Genomic DNA, 17456 nt, shown 5'->3' with positions numbered 1-17456 from the left:
CAAAGTAAAAATATGTTAATGTAAAAAAGAATGAAAAAACAGTAGAGGAGGACTGTCAGGTGCAGGCTATTTTTCAGCAAGTAAAAGATATTGTAAGTAAGCATTTGTTAACTGAAAAAGTGTTTGTTGTCCCTTCGCATCGAGATGGACAGCTAACTGTTCAAGGATTAGCTCGTCTAGATCAGCCAATGGTCAATGTCAAAATAAAAACCTTCGATGATTTGGCGATGGAGGTCGCTCAGTCAAAGTTAGATAAAGACAATCTTATGAAGTTACCTTATGAGATTGGAAAACAAATGATTTTCACACAGGTAAAAGAGTTAAAGAGAAAAAATAAGCTTCACTATTTTAACACAATTCAATTAACTCCTTCGTTTAGCAATACCCTTTACCGAGCAATACTTGATCTGAAACAGACTGGAGTAACGATGGAAACATTTCCGTTCGATGCTTTTTTAAAGAAAGAAAAGGGAGAAGATCTGAGGCAGATTTTTTCAATGTATGAAAATGAACGGGTTCAGAACGGTTTTGTAGATAGTGCTGATCTTTTTCGCATTGCCAAAGAGACTATTCCGCAACATCAATCGAATAAAATTTATATACTTTTTCCACATGAGACGTATCACTATTTAGAAAAAGAGTTTTTTCTTTCATATTTAAAAGATACGAAGCTCTACATTCTCTCACTGCCGGAAGTACCAGGGGTGGAGATGCCGCCACAAATGAGAAAGCCAGATGCGGAAATAAAGAGTGAAAGTCCATTTCGCCACCTCTTCTTAATGGAAGAGATCCAAGATGTTCCGAATGTTGAGTTAAAAGCAGAGATTAGTGATGACGAAGAAATTCTTTCTGTTTTCCGTTCAATAAAGAACAAGCAACTTCCGTTTGATCAATCCGTCATCTTTTATACGAGTCAAAAACCGTACATTGAAAGTGCGTTACGAGTGCAACAACAACAAAAAGTACCAATTACCTTTGCTGAAGGTATTCCAATTGAATACACGAAGATTGGGAAATTGCTGAAAGGTGTGTTTCGTTGGCATAGAGAAAAATTTAGTACAGCAACATTCTCGAAGCTTATTCGTGAAGGGAGCTTGAATCTTGAGGATGCGGGGCTGTCAAAAGAAAAAATGATTTCGTTACTCCGTGATGCCGAGATCCATTGGGGGAAAGACCGCTATCTAACAAATATAACCGAAAAAATTGCCCAATTAACCGAAAAGCAGCAGCAAGCAACTGAATCAAAATATGAAAAACGGTTAGAAGAGTACACTCGGCTTAAACATTGGTTTGAAACATGGTTTACTGTTTTTCCTAGTCGTCATTTCCGTGAGAGCATTGACTATCAACAATGGCTTTATGGCTTAAAAACATTATTGGAACAATATAGCATTTGTGCTGATAACTTTGATTACTCTGCCAAGGAACAAGTGCTTGCGCAAATCGATGAGGTTGCTCCTCTCGTAACCCAACAGATGACAGTTGCCGAAGCGATTTCTCATTGTGAATCTTGGTTATTAACGATCACAGTTGGAGCATCGATGCCACAGCCAGGGCACGTCCATGTTTCTCCGCATCGAATCGGTTGGTACATTGATCGACCGAACATGTACATCGTTGGTGTTGATAGCAATCGTTTTCCTGGACGTCAAAAAGAAGATCCTTTTCTGTTAGATATAGAGCGTAAAGCGATTCATCCAGAAATGACCTTAGGCAAAGCCTTTGTCAAAAGAAACTTATTTCAGTTTATGCAATTGCTGCTCTCTGCTAAAGGCAGGGTCCATCTGAGTTACCCGTTTATGGATACGGTTGACAATCGCTTGACTACACCAGCCCATTTATTTTTACAAATGTTCCGCCTTGTGACAAAGAATCCTCATGTTACAGGAGAAGAAATGGTCCAAGCGCTAAAGAAAGATGTGCATTTCATCCAACAGGTTCAAAGTCAAATGTTAACGGAGCGTGAGTGGTGGGGATTGCAAATTTGGAACGAGAAGAAGCTAGATATTGCGGTTCTAGAAGCAGGAGACTATGTGAATATACTTCAGGGTATGCGCGCCCAAAAGGCAAGAGAACAAGGCCAATTTACTGAGTATGATGGAAGAGTCGATTATGATCATGCGCATCATGACCCACGAAACAATGACCACCTGACAATGACAACGAGCAAGTTGGAACGGCTAGGAACATGTCCGTATTCATACTATTTAAAATATATGTTAGGTGTCGAAGCCGAAAAAGAAGATGAATATGATCTTTATAAATGGCTGGACGCTCCAACTAGAGGCGTTATTCTCCATAATGTGTTTGAACAGTTTTATCAGATCCTCAGTGAAAACGGTGAGAAGCCAAGTCTTGAACAGCATCTCGACCTGATTACAGAACTGTGCGATCAAGCGCTGATCGCTGAACAGGAAGGAAATCCGCCGCCTAGTAAAGTCATTTACGAATTAGAACGGCAGGAGTTAATGGAATCGTGTGCCCTTTTTTTAAAAGCAGAGGAAGAGGCGAGTAGGGAAGGAGATCCGCTATATTTTGAATATTCATTTGGTTTAGGTGAATATGAACCGGCGGCGATCCGTTTAAATGACGAAGATACATTGTTACTTAGCGGGAAAATTGACCGAGTTGACCGTCTTTTAGATGGTATGTTTGCCATTATCGATTACAAAACTGGAAGCAGCTACGGTTATCATGAAAAGAATTATTTTAATGGTGGACGGAAGTTACAGCATAGTCTTTATGCGTTAGCCTTTGAAACACTGTTTGCCGATCAAGGATTTAATGTACATTCAAGTGTATACGTATTTCCAACGTTAAAGGGGCAAGGAGAGCGGATTGTACGAAAGCACGGTGAAAGTGAAAAGGAGGCCTTTTTAACGATTATTAATCATTTATGTGAACTGTTAAAAGAAGGTCATTTCCCTTATACCGATCACGAAGATGATTGTAAATATTGTGATTATCAAGCTGTCTGTTTGCGTCATAATTATGATCAACAAGTGTTAGAAGAGAAAAGAAAAGACGAGAGTGCTCTAAGTTTACATCGTTTTAAGGAGGTGCGTTCATATGACTGAGTTACAGCTTGTTGACCAAAAGGAACGCGAACTGATTGCCAACGAATTAAACACAAACTTCCTTGTTGAAGCGGGAGCTGGTTCAGGAAAAACATTTAGTCTTGTCCAGCGGATGGTTAATCTCATTATCACGGGGACATATCGGATCGGTGAAATCGTTGCGATCACTTTTACCCGAAAAGCAGCCGATGAACTGAAAGAACGTTTTCGCTCAAAACTTGAACAAACAAGAATCGAAACAGAAGATACTACAGTAAGGGAGCGCATTGAACGCTCCTTAGAGGATTTTGACCAATGTTATTTAGGAACTGTACACGCCTTTTGTGCAAGATTACTTAGAGAACGACCAATCGAAGCTGGACTTGATTTTGACTTTAACGAGCTTGATGAAAATGAAGACCGCTTATTAACCGATGAAGCATGGGACCGCTACATTCAACAAGTTCGATTACAAACGCCTGAGCAGCTAGAAGAGTTGCAGTTGTTAGGAATTGATGTTGCGGAGTTGAGAAACAACCTCCATCATTTACGAGAATATGCAGATGTTGAATGGCAATCCGAAACAATCGAAAAGCCTTCACTTGATGAAGCATTTCAAGCGCTTGTGAAGTTTGTTAACTACTGTAAGCCTTCGTTGCCTGATACTGAACCAGATAAAGGGTACGATACATTACAAAAAAAATTGCTGCGAACGATCATGCAACTGAAATATACCGATCATAGCAAGGAAAAATTTAAAGTGGCGATGCTCCGTCCTTATCAGAAAAAAAGCACTGTTACGTTAAATAAATGGAAATCTAAAGATGATGCAAAAGAAATTAGAGATAGTGTCCAAATTGAATTAGCAGAAATTGTCGCACCATCATTACAAAGCTGGTATGAATACTGTCACGGCAGACTGATTCCGTTTTTAAAACCAGCACTCTCTTACTATGAAAAGTTAAAAAAGGAACGTTCACAACTAAACTTTCAGGATCTCCTTTCAAACACAGCGAGACTGTTGAAGGAAAATAGTGAAGTTCGCAGTTATTTTCAAAAAAAATACCGTTGTCTCCTTGTTGACGAGTTTCAAGACACTGATCCAATTCAAGCAGAAATGATGTTGTATTTAACCGGTCTTGAAATAGAAGAGAAAAATTGGACAAAGCTAACCCCAAGGCAAGGTTCTTTGTTCGTTGTTGGTGATCCGAAGCAATCGATCTATCGTTTTCGGCGTGCCGATATTGATATCTATCAACGAGTGAAAGATATGATTGCCAGCACTGGCGGACAGGCACTGAACTTAACGATGAATTTCCGAACATTAGATGTAATCACAGAGCCATTAAATACAGTATTTCAGCAGCATTTACCAGAGCAAGAATCGACCTACCAAGCAGCATACCGCCCGCTTAACTCGGTGAAGAAGGCCGATGATGGTGCAGGGGAGAGAATTGGCTTAAAGAAAATCACCGTTCCATATGCTCGAAAAAAAGCTGACGTCATCGATGCCGATGCTGATGCAATTGCCCGCTATATTAAAGAACAAGTTGATCAAAGTGCGGCTCAACCAAGTGATTTTATGGTTTTGACCCGTTATAATGATGGTCTTGATGTGTATGCAGGAAAACTGGAAGAATACGGGATCCCCGTCATCACCACTGGGCAAATCTCGCTTGCAGGAGACCGTGAGCTTCAGTCGATCTTACAATTGCTCACACTGCTTGCCCAGCCAACGCAATCATTATATATGGTTGCCGTACTTAGAAGTCCGTTGATTGGTATTAGTGATAAACAACTGTATCATTACAAAATGAATGGTGGTGTGTTTTCGTTATTTGCAAATATTCCAGAATCATTGGATGAGAACGATCGTTCTACTTTCGATGAGGCATTTACAAAACTAAGACGTTATTATCAATGGCGGATCAATGATTTACCATCAACTGTCATTGAAAAAGTATTAACAGACGCGGGAATTCTCGCTTTGTATGTTCGTCTTGGAAAAAGCAAACGCGAATATGCCCGGCTCTATCAGGTGTTGGAAAAAGTCCGTGCGTATGAGGCGAACGGTCATAGTGAATTTCATGAAGTCGTTTTAAGACTAAGAGAACTGATTGAAGAAGAAGAGATTGAGGAAATGTCATTACCAGATGAAGAGAATGCCGTCAGAGTAATGAATGTCCACAAATCAAAAGGACTTGAAGCACCGATTGTGTTTTTGGCTCATCCAAATAAAGTCGTCGAGCAGTCTGATAAAATAAGTCAGCACATTAAAAGGGAGGAAACCGATTCGATTGGTTATTTCACTTTTACAAATGAAAAAGGCGACCGTCTTGCACAACCAGTTGATTGGGAGATGTACCAAACTGAAGAGTTTGAGTATTTAAAAGCTGAGGAAACAAGACTTGTCTATGTTGCAGCAACACGTGCAGAGAAAATGCTCGTCATTAGCGGTATGGACAAAAACAATGAAAAGAATAATCCTTGGTATGAGTTATTGATTGGGTTACAACTTGAAGAATTAGCCATTCCAGAAAACGTCGAAAAGCCAAGATCAACAGAGTCTGAGAGTGTTTCGCTCCCTGAGTATATTGAAATAAAAACAACCTTACCTAGTTGGAGTGAATCATTAACTACACCAACATATCAAATTAATACACCAACGGAGAGCACAGAACAAATTAATTTACGAGATGTACAAAGAGAAGCTGGTGGTGGGAAGGATTGGGGAAGTTTAATTCACGAAACATTTGAAGCATGCATGAATGGTATAGTTGCTCTCGAGCATATTATTCACCGACTATTGGAAAAATTCAATATTTCAAAAGACCGTTATGATGATGTAGTCACTGCTATAGAGCAATTTAAGCAAACATCGATTTGGGAGCGCAGTAGGCAGGTTGAACAATGTTTTGCTGAGCTGCCGTTTACGTATAAAACAAAAAGTGATAATGAGAACCAAGATCTTCTTTTAACAGGAATCATTGATTTGATCTTTAAAGAAGATGATCAATGGGTGATTGTCGACTATAAAACTGATCATGTTAAGCGCGGGGAAGATGTTGAAAAGTTAACGAACTACTACGCAAAACAACTGAACATGTATAAAGATACGTGGGAGAAGATGACTGGAGAACGTGTGAAAGAAGTAATTTTATATTTTGTTACGGATAATCAAATAGTGACACTATAAAACTAGGGCCGTCACAAAAGCCCTAAAGAATAAAACCTGGTGAGGGAGTTTGGTGACTCCTTACCAGGTTTTTGATTGGTTCTATAATTATGGTCTAGTGAGCTAAGATCTACCATCATTGCTTCATTGCCTCTTTTCATTTATTTAATGTAGAGGTGAATTCATTTTAAACGATTTGGCGACTTACGTAAACGCCAAGCTCGATACTTTATTTAGGTGAATTATAATAACAATGATTTTTTAGGGTTCTAAAATGGAACATAGATCGTATCATAAGTTATAGGGGAGATGTATAGAAAAGTAAAGTTTTTAAATGTAATTTTTTTAAAATCTTAATAGACAGAGTTCTCGAAATATAGAACATATATAATTGAATTGAAAGGACGGTATAAATGATAGGAATCGAGTGGATTGACTTAGTAATCTTAATTCTCGCTTCTTTTAGACTTACACGATTAATAGTATTTGATGAAATTACTTCTTTTATTCGAAAACCTTTTTTAACTGTGACATATCAAGAGAATGAAGACGGACAGTTAGTTGAAAATATTGAATTTAAAGGTAAAGGTTTACGGTATTGGTTTGGAGTACTGCTCAGCTGTCATTGGTGTGTGGGTATTTGGGCATCACTTGGAATTGTTATGCTTTTTTTTTACTTTCCTCTGTTTAATTTTTTTCTACTAGTACTGGCTATATCAGGGGCGGCATCTTTTATTCAATCAAAAACCGAATTTTAATTGGTGTAAAGTTGACTCTTTATAAGTATGAAAATGAGGAAACTTTTTTTCTGTTTTTTACAATACAGCGAACCCTAAAAACACTTACAACTAAACTTAAGAAGAAAGTATTTTATTAATTAAACCTATAACTTTCTTATAACCAATTATCATAGGAAGACATATAATAAAAAAAAGCATTAGGTGGTCAAATGAATTCAAAAAATAAAAAACACATTATTTCTGCTCGGCAAATTTATGATTGGAAAACGTTAATTACTCAAGATCGAATAAAAGTACCAATTAGGCAAGATAAGAAAGTTTCTGAAGTAGATACTTATCAGTACAATGCTTTATCTGATGGAGTTAGCTCAATCTATACAAATCAAAACGAACTGAAGGAATATGGGGAAAGAGGTATCTTAGATCCTAAAACGGTTTCTTATATAAACCTATTTATCAATGGGGTGTTACAACCTCCAAATACTTATGAGGTAAAAGAAGGATATCTTCGGTTAAAAACAAATGATATTCCTCAAAGAAATACACCTATTATTCTTCAGTTTATTACAATTTATCACTAAAAAATGTAAGGGTTTCAATATAAAGAATCCCTTACATTTTTACGTTTAAGTTGCTACATCAGTGGTTGATGTTGGAGAATAATTTATAACCTCTAAAACAATAGGTGAACCTGCTAAAATTGGATCTCCTCCTGCAGGAACATCAATAGCAAGGGATCCAACTGTTGTTGCACCTGGGGTATATGTTGAGATTCCTTCCATTTGTAAAACGCCGTTAATAAATACATTAAAATAGCTATTATTAGTAGCTAAAGCAGGAAGATCATTTGCTACCAGTCCAGCATCATCGAAAAAGTCTGCTGTATCAATTGAAAGCGTAGACCCAGCAGCAGTTTCTCCGGTAGTTACATGAAAGAATTTTTCTGGTGTGGGATCTACTGATGTTGTAGTGGAAGCAGTCACAAGAAGCTTCATAAGTTGTAGTGCCATAATAAAAACCTCCTTTATAAGCTTTATAGTGTTTCTGATTATTATAATATGAGAGTTATTAGAAGTTGGTTTTAGACAAGTTAATTAAATTATTTAGGTTGAAGTATTTCAAAATGCTAAAAGAGCAAATGTCATATTAGATGAGTATTACATCACGAAACTTTAGTGAATATTGTAGGAGATTTATATTGATTAAAGGCATTTAGTTGTAGCCGTAGCTAAATCGTAATTAATTTAACAGGGGGAGTAATCATGATGGGCTATAGAAAAGGGCGAAAGTCTAGGCAAAAGTCAGACAGAGTGAATACCTTATTGGAGAGACGGCTAACTTTGACTGTATTAGGATTATAAGGAGTTTCAATCACTGCTCAATAAGGTAATGTAAAAACGATGAGAGTTTGTAGCTTCATTGAATCCCTGAGGTGAACGGCAAACACATTCTATCTCGAAAGTCAGTTGCCGATACATGGTTGATCATAGGCATCATCTAATATGCTTGCTATCAATAAAATTAGGAGTGATATAAATTGAAATCTTTTAGAGCAAGAAATACAAATAGACGGGTAAAAAGTGTTCCAAGTGGAAAAAAAGTAAACTTAAGGACGACTAACAAGCAAAAACCTTCAGTTGTGCAAATAGATCAATCGAGAATACAGTCACCAATAAAAAAGAAGAAAGGTTGCTGCTTACGAGGTATTATAATTAAATAAATCAACACTTTACGTATATTACATCTTTTACTTTAAGAATATCATGATAGACTTGTTCCAGCCAGGTAACACTTTCATCGAAAGCGTCAAATAATCTCCATCTGAATAAATGGGGATTATTTGATGCTTTCATATGTTTTCAGCCTTTTTTAATTACCGTTCGTTTACTTTTTAATCTCATTTATTCTTCTTTATTAATAGCATTTTGCATTTCATCAATTTCAATTGTTAGGTCTCGTAATTTATTCTCTAAATCATTAATTATAATAAATTTTGAATCTAATTGCCCCTTATAATCAAAAGATTGGTCCAGAAGCTCCATTAATTGCTGCTCAAACTGAGGTAGTTCCGCTAGTTCAATATTCTCAGGATTATTAAAGGGAGTGCTTTTTGGTATACTTTTAAGTTGTAGTTCTTCAATTTTTGTGAACATTATTTTTTGATTATTTATTATATTCAGGACTTCTTCTTTTAACCATTCATTCGTATCACTGGAACTATTTTCCTCTATATCCTTTAATTTTTTAAATAATTCCTTATTCAATTTTTTAGTCTCCGCAAGCTCACCTTCTAACTGAGATGTTGTGGACTTTAGATAGTTGTTTTCTTCCTTTAATTCAGAATTTCCCTTCTTAAGCAGATCTTTCGCATTTTTGTAATTGTTAAGTTCATTTTGGAGAACTTCAATTTCCCCATTGATATCTGCTTGGTTAAGAGTCTCAGCATTATACTTTTCTTCGATTTTTTGAATATTAGCTTCTAATTGTTTGTTCTTCTCCTTTAATTCATTAGAAAGCTTCTCTAAATCAGATATCCTTCTTTGATGAGTTTGCTTTTCTTGTTTTAACGTTTTAATCTGAGATTCATAATTATCTTGAATAACTTGAGATTTACTTATCGTTTCTTTTTGTTGTTTATTAAGAGAAGAAATCACCTTATTTAATGAATCGATCTTACTTTCTAAGTCTTTTTTGTTACCCTTCATTTCAGCAATTATATCTTCAAAAATGGATTTTTCACCTTTAAATTTTTCAATTTCATGGTTTTTATTAGAAAGAGTCTCTTCTAATTGTTCAATTGACGTCTGGTGTTCTTGAACTTGTAACTCGAAATTCTTTACTTTATTACGCTCTTGATTGAGTTTCTCTACTACGGATGAAAAATTCTGTTTTTCTTTTTGTAATTCAGAATCTTTCTTCTTAAGCAGATTTTTCGCTGTTTTATAATCGTTAAGTTCATTTTGAAGAGATTTAATTTGTTCACTGAGTTCTACTTGATGAAGATTATTATCATTGCGCTGTTTTTCTAATTTTTGAATATAGTTATCTAACTGTTTATTTTTCGCTTTTAATTCACTGGAAAGCTTCTCTAAATCGGATATTCTTTTTAAATCGGTTTCTTTCTCTTTGTTTACCTTATTAATCTTTGATTGTAAATCCTCTTGAATAACTTGATTTTTTTTTATCGTTTCTATTTGTTGATCATTAAGAGAACGAATTTCCTTATTTAATGTATTGATCTTACTTTTAAATTCTTTTTTATTATCCATTAGTTTAGTGATTTTTTCTTCATAATCAGCTTTTTCTTTTTGTAGCTTATCAAGTTCGACCTTTTGATTTGAAACAATCGTATTTAAATTTTCTTCTTTCTCAGCTAAGAGCTTGACTTTATCGTTTAGAACGGTCACCTTTTTTTCAAGTTCTTCACATGTAGCTTTAAATTGTAAGGAGATTGCCTCGTTTTCTTCTTTTAATTGATGATTCTCTTCTTTTAGTTTCTTTAATTGAGAAAAATGGTAATTATTCTCATAATTATCAACTTTTCTTTTATATTTATCAAGTTCAGCTTTAAAATAGATGATTTTTTGTTGGAGTTGGATTGTATCAATCATATGGATATTTTTTCTACTCACTTTAAAAACCTCCAATATAATATTGTCCATGCAATAGGGGAGTGTTAATACAATATTAATTTGAGATAAATTGTAAGGTTACTTTAATTTTTTTAGTCTGTAGCAGCGTTAATTTGAAAATGAATTATTTTTTAAATGACTAATAATCTCTTCAAAGTCCTTTTTGTTATTTGTTATAACAAGTTCAAGTTCTTCAAGTAATTCATCTGAAAACTCATTATTATCGTTATTTGTTTGTTTAGGATTGTTATAAGTTATTTTATCCATTAACAAATAAACAAGAAGCATATTTAAAGTCTTACTTTCTAAATAAATAAAACTGTTATTTTTAACTTCGTTATCCCCTTTTAACTGGTTAAGTTGTTCTTTCAAAAAATGTCTAGTTAATTGTTTTAATAGCAACTCCTGTTCTTGATGTTCTTTATTTTTCAAAAGTATTCACCTCAATTGATTTAAGTTCCACTTACGTTGATTTGATTAATCGCCGGAATTCCTTTCCCGTATTCATCACAATATGAAAATCCCATCACACTACCTGAATAAGATTTTGTTGGGAGCCATGTCAGTTGAAAATTGGAAAACGATATGATCTGAGAAGGTTCAACAATTTGTATACCAATTGGTTTAAGCCAATATTCATCTTTATTAGATTGATCGTTGATTCGTTGCCACGCTTCCGGGGTTCTTATCGAAAGGTTGGAGTTTTTGTGAATATATTTACCTGAAAGGCTAAAAGGTGATTCTGGTGCAAGTTTTAAGCATATATATGGATTTGTGATAGGGGTAGTACCTAGGTTATGAAGGTGATAAGTAGCGATTATTAAGCTGTCCTTTTCTTTTTCATGGGAAATACTAAATGAATATGTAAAATAGCTTATCACATTCATTTCATGTGTTTGATTAATTTGAGGTAATAAATCTTTTATTTCCTTTAAATAAGAGGCTGTTTCTTGGTTTAATTGTTTTATTTTCTTCTTTAAAAAATCTAATTTATCATATTTCATTGAAACATCACTCCTAATAAGATAAAAAAGAAGAGAGGAGATCCTCTCTTCATCTCTATGCTTTCTTAGTTGCCATTATCACTCATTATCTGGAAATAATTCTGGACATTGTGGCGGTCTAGTAACAGGAGGACAAACAGTTGGTAAGATATCTCTTGGTTGACAGAATTCCGCTTCCACTTCAATTACGACAGGGAAAATTACTCGAATATCTTGACAAATGCGAACGGAAAGATCCACATCTAGTAAATCACCTACGGCGTCGAAATCAAACGCCGTTACAAAACAATCTACATCAGTTGCTGTTCCTTCAATTGTAGTCCCTTCTGGTGCGCATAATAACACTCGTTCAAATCTCGTAACTGCGAATGGAGCCGCTGGTGGCACAGGTAAAGTTATAGTAGTTCCATCAAGCAATGTTACAGTTACAGTAAATTCAATTGTTTTTTCTAATGTGACTTCTTGTAAGGTGATAACAGTCCCATTAATCGTAACATCTCGATTTACTCTTGCTCCTTCTACTTCCTCTATTTCAACACCAACGACTTCACAGGTAACATTTGCAATGTTATCGGCGGTTAAACCAAGACCAGCTACATCAATATCATCTTCAACAATATCAAAGGTAGCTTCATTTACGATCCAATCGTATACTTTGTCTGTACTAATACAAAGGATCTCTTGACTCCCTTGTAAGTTTTTTGCTTGCATTATGCAAACACCTCCGAAAAAAATATTTTAATTTCTTTTCATTTGTAGCATATGATGATTAGTAATAATGGGTTCTAGTTAATGTGCGGAGATTTGTGTTTTTGGCATGTTTTGAATTTGTAGAAAAAGGGTGATGAGCGATGGAACGAGAACATTTGAACAATTTTCAAGAAATTGAAAAATTAAAACAAAAACTCGCAATATATAAACTAACATTAGAAGCGTTAAAAGTCGATCTTCAGATGAAAAATGAGTACCAAGAAATAAAAACAGAGAATACTATTTTAAATGAGGAAATAAAAGTGCTGAAAGAAAAGCAACAATTAGAATTAACTAGGTATGATCAACAAGTGAAAAGTTTATCTTCTAAGATCGATTCAGTTAATATCTCCATAAAGCAAATAAAACAAGATGTTTCTAGTTTACTAAGCCATGTAAACAACACACATTCTTTTAATGAAAAAAATAACTTTAAAGAAAAGGAGCATGCTTTAGATTGTGAAACAGAGGAAAACAACGAAATAAATCTCCGTAAAGAAGAAGATGTCCAATTGAAAAAACAAGTAACTACAACTAATCAACAATCATCATCGAGTTACAAGAGACTCCAAAACATGATTAAAGCTTCAAACAATATTCATCCCCCTTTAAATCAAAATAAGGCTGAATTAAATCGTCTAGTTCAAAAGCAACCCCAAATTAAACAACCATACTGGCAAGGGGGCTTTCCTCGGATATTAGATGGAGAACAGCACTTCGTACAAGATAGAAACCAGTTACATTATTCAAAAGCTATACCAAAGAATCAAATGAAATTAAAAAAAAAGGTAAAAGGAGAAGGTCCTAATAAAATTTAACAAGCTTCACCTAAGTTTATGAGTTATTAAACAATCAGAAAAACAGATAAAAATAAAATGGTGAATAAAGCGATGAATTAGATAGGTAAGAAAGAGTTAGTAGTGGTTGGACAAAAAATCAGAAGGAGCAAACGAAAAAGAGATGGAATATTCAATTGATACAAACAGCAAATTAAATAAACAAGATCTTACAGAAATTCCTCACTCAGAAATAGGGCAAAAAGATCTTGGAAATGAACAAAAACATAGGGAAGAAAAGTCGTTAGTGTCTTCATTCCTTCAAAGGAACAAGTGCAATGGAGAATGACACCTTGATCTTTTTAGATAAACACTATGAAAAGATGATTAAACATTGTCGCTATAATCTGCCGTTTGAAGTTTGTGGGATGTTAGCTGGGAAGAAAAATAAAGTCGAGTCTATTTGGGAGTTGGAAAGTGAAGTGCGGTCAAAAAGACATTATTTTGTTGATAAGAAGATAGTAGAGCGCACTTTAGAGGAAATTTCAAAGCAAAATGAGACAGTTTTAGCTATTTACCATTCACATCCAACAGCAGCTCCAGTTCCTTCATATGATGACATTGTTTATCACCCGGATTCTAAAATATTTATGATCATTATATCGTTTAAAACAAAAGTTCCAAAAGTAAAGTGTTACAGTGTTCGCAATGGAAAATTTAAAGAATGTTCCATTTTAATAAAACCAAATTTTTAGCCCAATCAATTTTTATTGACTTTGATTAAAATAAAATAAATGGAAAGGGAGATGTTCATGTTGAGAATTAGAAATTTATCTAACAAAAGAAAAATATCTAAGTCTGTTAAACCATCAAATAGGAAATCGGCTTTAATTAAGAAAAATATCAAAAAGAAGAGATCGATTTTAAAAAGAGGTTGCTGCGGGCAGAGAAAATAATATAGTGGAGTTAATAAAACTAACAAGTGTTGCATAAAACATAATGGAATTGTTAGTCTTTTTAATTATCCTGTTTAGTTCAATCACTGTGGAGTTTTTGAAGCTGGAGTCCTTAGACTATGTGATCGGGCGGGTGATCGATTTAAATTTTGATTTATGACTAGAAATGTAACCAAAAATCTCCCTTATTGTCTATGATTAGGTTTCCAACAGTATATATTTATGATCGGGAGTTAAATATGAAATTTACAAAAAACAGATCATAACATTGAAGGGTTAATCTCGTCACGCGTACTGAATAGAATAGTAGATTAAGCACTCTTTGTTGTTGAGAGTGCTTTTTAATTGTAAAGTGATCACAGTCACAAGAATGTACCATCTCTGCCAAGTTCTTTACCAGCATTTAATGCGAAATTCACCATTTTCTGTAAACGTGTTTACCAATAGAATAACATCAAGGGAAAATGATTTACTCGAACTAGCTGAGCAACTTTTAGCTTATTCATAATCTTTATAAAAATAAAAACAAATAAACCGTCTACTATTGCGTTAAGCGATATAAATTTTATAAAATTTCCGTAAGTCCACTTTAATATCCACATGGAACCTACTAAAAACGGACCAATATTAAAAGGAAACTCCCCCAAAAGATATGAGTTTGGTTTATTATGAAAAACCCACCACTTTTGTTTTTTCCAATTTGAACATTCCATGCTTCTAAAAGACAAATAAGAATCGCGGCTCATTGAAATTAACCCCTTTTTAAACTCTATTTAATATTTACTTGTATTTACAATTGCATGTACAAGCTATATTCTCTTCAAAGATTTACTACATATTCAAATAGGACTTATTTTCTTTCGCAGTATTTAGTCAAATAAGATAAGACAACCATGAAATTCCAATTGTGATGTAATAAACAAACGAATAAAAATAAGTCCATTTTAAATATTGGACAACTTCTAAAAAGTGACTTCAGGGTTCACCTATAAATGCAAAAGTAGTGGCCATAAATATTAAAGCAACAAAAAAGTATTTCCATGTTCTGAAATATTGATATACCAACATAAAGCCAACTGGAACAATAACATATCTTACTGAAGAGATCTATTTTTTTAAAAGTCGAAATTAACGCACTACAGGAATGCTACGCAATAATAAAATAACTGTTTTTATTAAAAATTCCTTTGCTTCCAAGAGTACACACCCTTTTGTATTGAATGAAATAAGCTAATACAAAAGCAGAAGGGAAAGTTCCAATGAATAATCAACATGAAGATCACATTATTGACACTGTTATCTCTTTGCTAGACATTTTGGTAATTATTCAGATTGAAGACGATCCAATTATAGGGATTGTTCTTACTACTCTTTTAAAAGTTGTTACAAAAGACCGTCTAACACGAATATTATTAATTTTATTGGTTATTATCTTAGGTGAAGTTTCAGAGATTAAAAGCTGAAACTTCACCCTTCTTATGTGAAAAAAATAAATTACTTCATCTGCTGCGCAATAATTGTCTACTACGTAATACAAGAGTTAATATAGCCCGTTTGTAAAAGACTGATCTTAGTGAAAATCAATCAAATTTTTATAACATTATTGCTTCTCAAAAATATGGTTTTATATCTTTTATCCCCAGAAGAATTGCAGTGGTAAACAGTCTGGCCTTCTTTAGTACGCTTTTTGTCATTTGGTCATAAATGTTTTGTCAGAGGTGGTAGATTTCAATGGCTGTAATCAATAAAAAAACTATAAAAGTCTTAACCTATGGATAAGTGTGTTGTATATATCAATTGTGGATTACATATAAAGTACCAACATTTAGGATTTTTTGTATGATTTAGAAAGAAGGAAAAGAAGGGGAGCGAGAGTGTCCAGAATATAATAGCACATTATGAAAAGTGAATGAAACTCCCGGTGTTAAAGAATAGCCCTAGGGACGTGATTAAGTAGCGTTAGCGATTTTGTTCTGAAGTGATATTAGTTAAATTTATTTTAAAAGAAGGGTTTAATGAAGGTGATTCAGAAATATATAAATATTCAAAAAAAATAAACTAGGAATAGGAGAGTTTATCTTGGAAAAAACAGTTGCTAACAAACTAGTAGAGTTAGAACAGGCGATTCAAAAGTTTGTCAGAACAGATACGTTCCCCCTCGCCATTCGTATTTTAAAACCAGGTGAAGAAGTTCCTCAAAAGGCAAAGCGTCCGAAACAGGATTTAGGACAACGATTTAGTATTTGCCAAGGCGTGACAATGGCAAGACGTTATGGTTGGTCTCTGGCAATGGGGGCAGAGGATCAGTCTTGTCCAATCGCGAAAATTGCGTTTGCTTTTGAGGACGAAGTCGATTATTATTCAGACGGAAATCTTACGGATGGAATGTACACAAAAACCTGTACAATTGGAGCAAAGACTGAGGCAGCCGTACCAAAGTTTTCTAAGGACGAATCCGGAACTGTTGTCGTTGCTCCATTATCAAGAGCGAATTATGTTCCAGAGTTAATTGTTGTTTACGGAAATTCAGCACAGGTAATGAGAATGGTCGCGGCTGCACTGTACACAACTGGAGGGGATATTACATCAAGTTTTTCGGCACGAGCAGATTGTGCGGATATCATTATTCGAACGAAACAAACAGAAAAACCGCAAGTGATCCTACCATGTTATGGTGACCGAGTGTTTGCTCAGACTCATGATCATGAAATGGCATTTACAATTCCGTACTCAATGGTTGAGGATTTTATTGAAGGCTTGGAGGGGACTCACAAAGGTGGAGTAAGATACCCGGTACCATCGTATTTACATTACGAAAACCATTATCCTGCAACCTACGAAAAATTGAATACCATGTTTGATGAAAATCGTGAAGAGTAGTCATTGAAGGCTGTCATTTTGACAGCCTTTTTCTGTGGGGATAATAAGGCTTGGAGGAACTAGTTGTCGGAAATGTTATAGTTATGTAAAATAAGATATAGATTATTATGAGGAGTGGAATGAATGATTCATTTAAAGTGGAAAAATAATGAAACACTAAAGACGGTGAAGTGTATTCATACAAACGCTGCGAAATATATGGTTGATCGTGCTTTAACTGTTGGAAAAACATATGAAGTGAAAAATGAAACTGAAGAATTTCTATTTATCATTGATAACACAGGTGAAGTTGGCGGATATTACAAAGAGTATTTTGAAGGATAAGAGAAAAGTGCTACATAAGATTAAAAATCATAGTCCCTTTATTTGGGGCTATTTTTTATACTTAAAAACGTCCATCTCGTTATTCTTGCATTGAAATTACATATTCCGAATACATAGTGCATGTAGTCAATGACGATAATATTGACATGGATGTGAAAATAAG

General features: G+C 34.5%; 16 protein-coding genes. 10 read left to right on the top strand and 6 right to left on the bottom strand.

Annotation, left to right across the window (positions count from 1 at the left end; translation table 11 throughout):
* The first annotated feature begins 59 nt into the window (after positions 1-59).
* From ACJ2A9_RS03910 to ACJ2A9_RS03895, 4 genes are all read left to right on the top strand, one after another.
* Positions 60-3077, top strand: a complete 3018-nt coding sequence (locus tag ACJ2A9_RS03910; protein WP_441420288.1) for a PD-(D/E)XK nuclease family protein — start codon at positions 60-62, stop codon at positions 3075-3077.
* Positions 3070-6252, top strand: a complete 3183-nt coding sequence (locus ACJ2A9_RS03905; RefSeq protein WP_441420287.1) for a UvrD-helicase domain-containing protein — start codon at positions 3070-3072, stop codon at positions 6250-6252. Before ACJ2A9_RS03910 ends, ACJ2A9_RS03905 begins: the two co-directional genes overlap by 8 nt.
* Before the next feature lie 392 nt (positions 6253-6644).
* Positions 6645-6989, top strand: coding sequence for a DUF1360 domain-containing protein (locus ACJ2A9_RS03900; protein ID WP_441420286.1), 345 nt, complete (start codon positions 6645-6647; stop codon positions 6987-6989).
* Between the two features lie 191 nt (positions 6990-7180).
* Positions 7181-7552, top strand: a complete 372-nt coding sequence (locus ACJ2A9_RS03895; RefSeq protein ID WP_441420285.1) for a DUF4183 domain-containing protein — start codon at positions 7181-7183, stop codon at positions 7550-7552.
* A 45-nt stretch (positions 7553-7597) separates the two neighbouring features.
* Here the strand turns inward: ACJ2A9_RS03895 and ACJ2A9_RS03890 are convergent, their stop codons facing one another.
* The 5 genes from ACJ2A9_RS03890 to ACJ2A9_RS03870 all read right to left on the bottom strand — a co-directional run bounded on the left by ACJ2A9_RS03890 (position 7598) and on the right by ACJ2A9_RS03870 (position 12318).
* Positions 7598-7981 carry a DUF4183 domain-containing protein gene (locus ACJ2A9_RS03890; protein ID WP_441420284.1) on the bottom strand — a complete coding sequence of 128 codons (384 nt, stop codon included), beginning with the start codon at positions 7979-7981 and terminating at the stop codon, positions 7598-7600.
* A gap of 891 nt (positions 7982-8872) precedes the next feature.
* Positions 8873-10603 carry a hypothetical protein gene (locus tag ACJ2A9_RS03885; protein ID WP_441420283.1) on the bottom strand — a complete coding sequence of 577 codons (1731 nt, stop codon included), beginning with the start codon at positions 10601-10603 and terminating at the stop codon, positions 8873-8875.
* Positions 10604-10711: 108 nt separating this feature from the next.
* Positions 10712-11035, bottom strand: a complete 324-nt coding sequence (locus ACJ2A9_RS03880) for a hypothetical protein (RefSeq protein WP_441420282.1) — start codon at positions 11033-11035, stop codon at positions 10712-10714.
* Positions 11036-11055: 20 nt separating this feature from the next.
* Positions 11056-11607 carry a hypothetical protein gene (locus ACJ2A9_RS03875; RefSeq protein WP_441420281.1) on the bottom strand — a complete coding sequence of 184 codons (552 nt, stop codon included), beginning with the start codon at positions 11605-11607 and terminating at the stop codon, positions 11056-11058.
* 78 nt (positions 11608-11685) lie between these two features.
* Positions 11686-12318, bottom strand: a complete 633-nt coding sequence (locus ACJ2A9_RS03870) for a hypothetical protein (protein WP_441420280.1) — start codon at positions 12316-12318, stop codon at positions 11686-11688.
* 140 nt (positions 12319-12458) lie between these two features.
* Between ACJ2A9_RS03870 and ACJ2A9_RS03865 the strand changes: the two genes are divergently transcribed.
* The 3 genes from ACJ2A9_RS03865 to ACJ2A9_RS03855 all read left to right on the top strand — a co-directional run bounded on the left by ACJ2A9_RS03865 (position 12459) and on the right by ACJ2A9_RS03855 (position 13888).
* Complete coding sequence (locus ACJ2A9_RS03865; RefSeq protein ID WP_441420279.1) at positions 12459-13175, top strand: hypothetical protein; 717 nt, start codon at positions 12459-12461, stop codon at positions 13173-13175.
* A 106-nt stretch (positions 13176-13281) separates the two neighbouring features.
* The gene (locus ACJ2A9_RS03860) at positions 13282-13482 is read left to right on the top strand and encodes a hypothetical protein (RefSeq protein WP_441420278.1); all 201 of its coding nucleotides are present in this window, start codon (positions 13282-13284) and stop codon (positions 13480-13482) included.
* 4 nt (positions 13483-13486) lie between these two features.
* Complete coding sequence (locus ACJ2A9_RS03855; protein ID WP_441420277.1) at positions 13487-13888, top strand: Mov34/MPN/PAD-1 family protein; 402 nt, start codon at positions 13487-13489, stop codon at positions 13886-13888.
* A 638-nt stretch (positions 13889-14526) separates the two neighbouring features.
* On the opposite strand, the gene ACJ2A9_RS03850 is transcribed toward ACJ2A9_RS03855, so the two are convergent.
* The gene (locus ACJ2A9_RS03850) at positions 14527-14835 is read right to left on the bottom strand and encodes a hypothetical protein (RefSeq protein ID WP_441420276.1); all 309 of its coding nucleotides are present in this window, start codon (positions 14833-14835) and stop codon (positions 14527-14529) included.
* A gap of 513 nt (positions 14836-15348) precedes the next feature.
* Between ACJ2A9_RS03850 and ACJ2A9_RS03845 the strand changes: the two genes are divergently transcribed.
* The 3 genes from ACJ2A9_RS03845 to ACJ2A9_RS03835 all read left to right on the top strand — a co-directional run bounded on the left by ACJ2A9_RS03845 (position 15349) and on the right by ACJ2A9_RS03835 (position 17293).
* On the top strand, positions 15349-15552 hold the full coding sequence (locus ACJ2A9_RS03845; RefSeq protein ID WP_441420275.1) for a hypothetical protein: 204 nt from the start codon (positions 15349-15351) through the stop codon (positions 15550-15552).
* Between the two features lie 616 nt (positions 15553-16168).
* The gene (locus ACJ2A9_RS03840) at positions 16169-16969 is read left to right on the top strand and encodes a DUF169 domain-containing protein (protein WP_441420274.1); all 801 of its coding nucleotides are present in this window, start codon (positions 16169-16171) and stop codon (positions 16967-16969) included.
* A 123-nt stretch (positions 16970-17092) separates the two neighbouring features.
* Positions 17093-17293, top strand: coding sequence for a DUF6501 family protein (locus ACJ2A9_RS03835; protein WP_441420273.1), 201 nt, complete (start codon positions 17093-17095; stop codon positions 17291-17293).
* Positions 17294-17456: the final 163 nt, after the last annotated feature.

Origin of the sequence: Anaerobacillus sp. MEB173, from assembly GCF_052119505.1 — a bacterium.
Lineage (GTDB): Bacteria > Bacillota > Bacilli > Bacillales > JBJMAU01 > JBJMAU01.
Note: the sequence above shows the minus strand (reverse complement) of the source record. Positions and strands in the feature narration are given on the sequence as shown.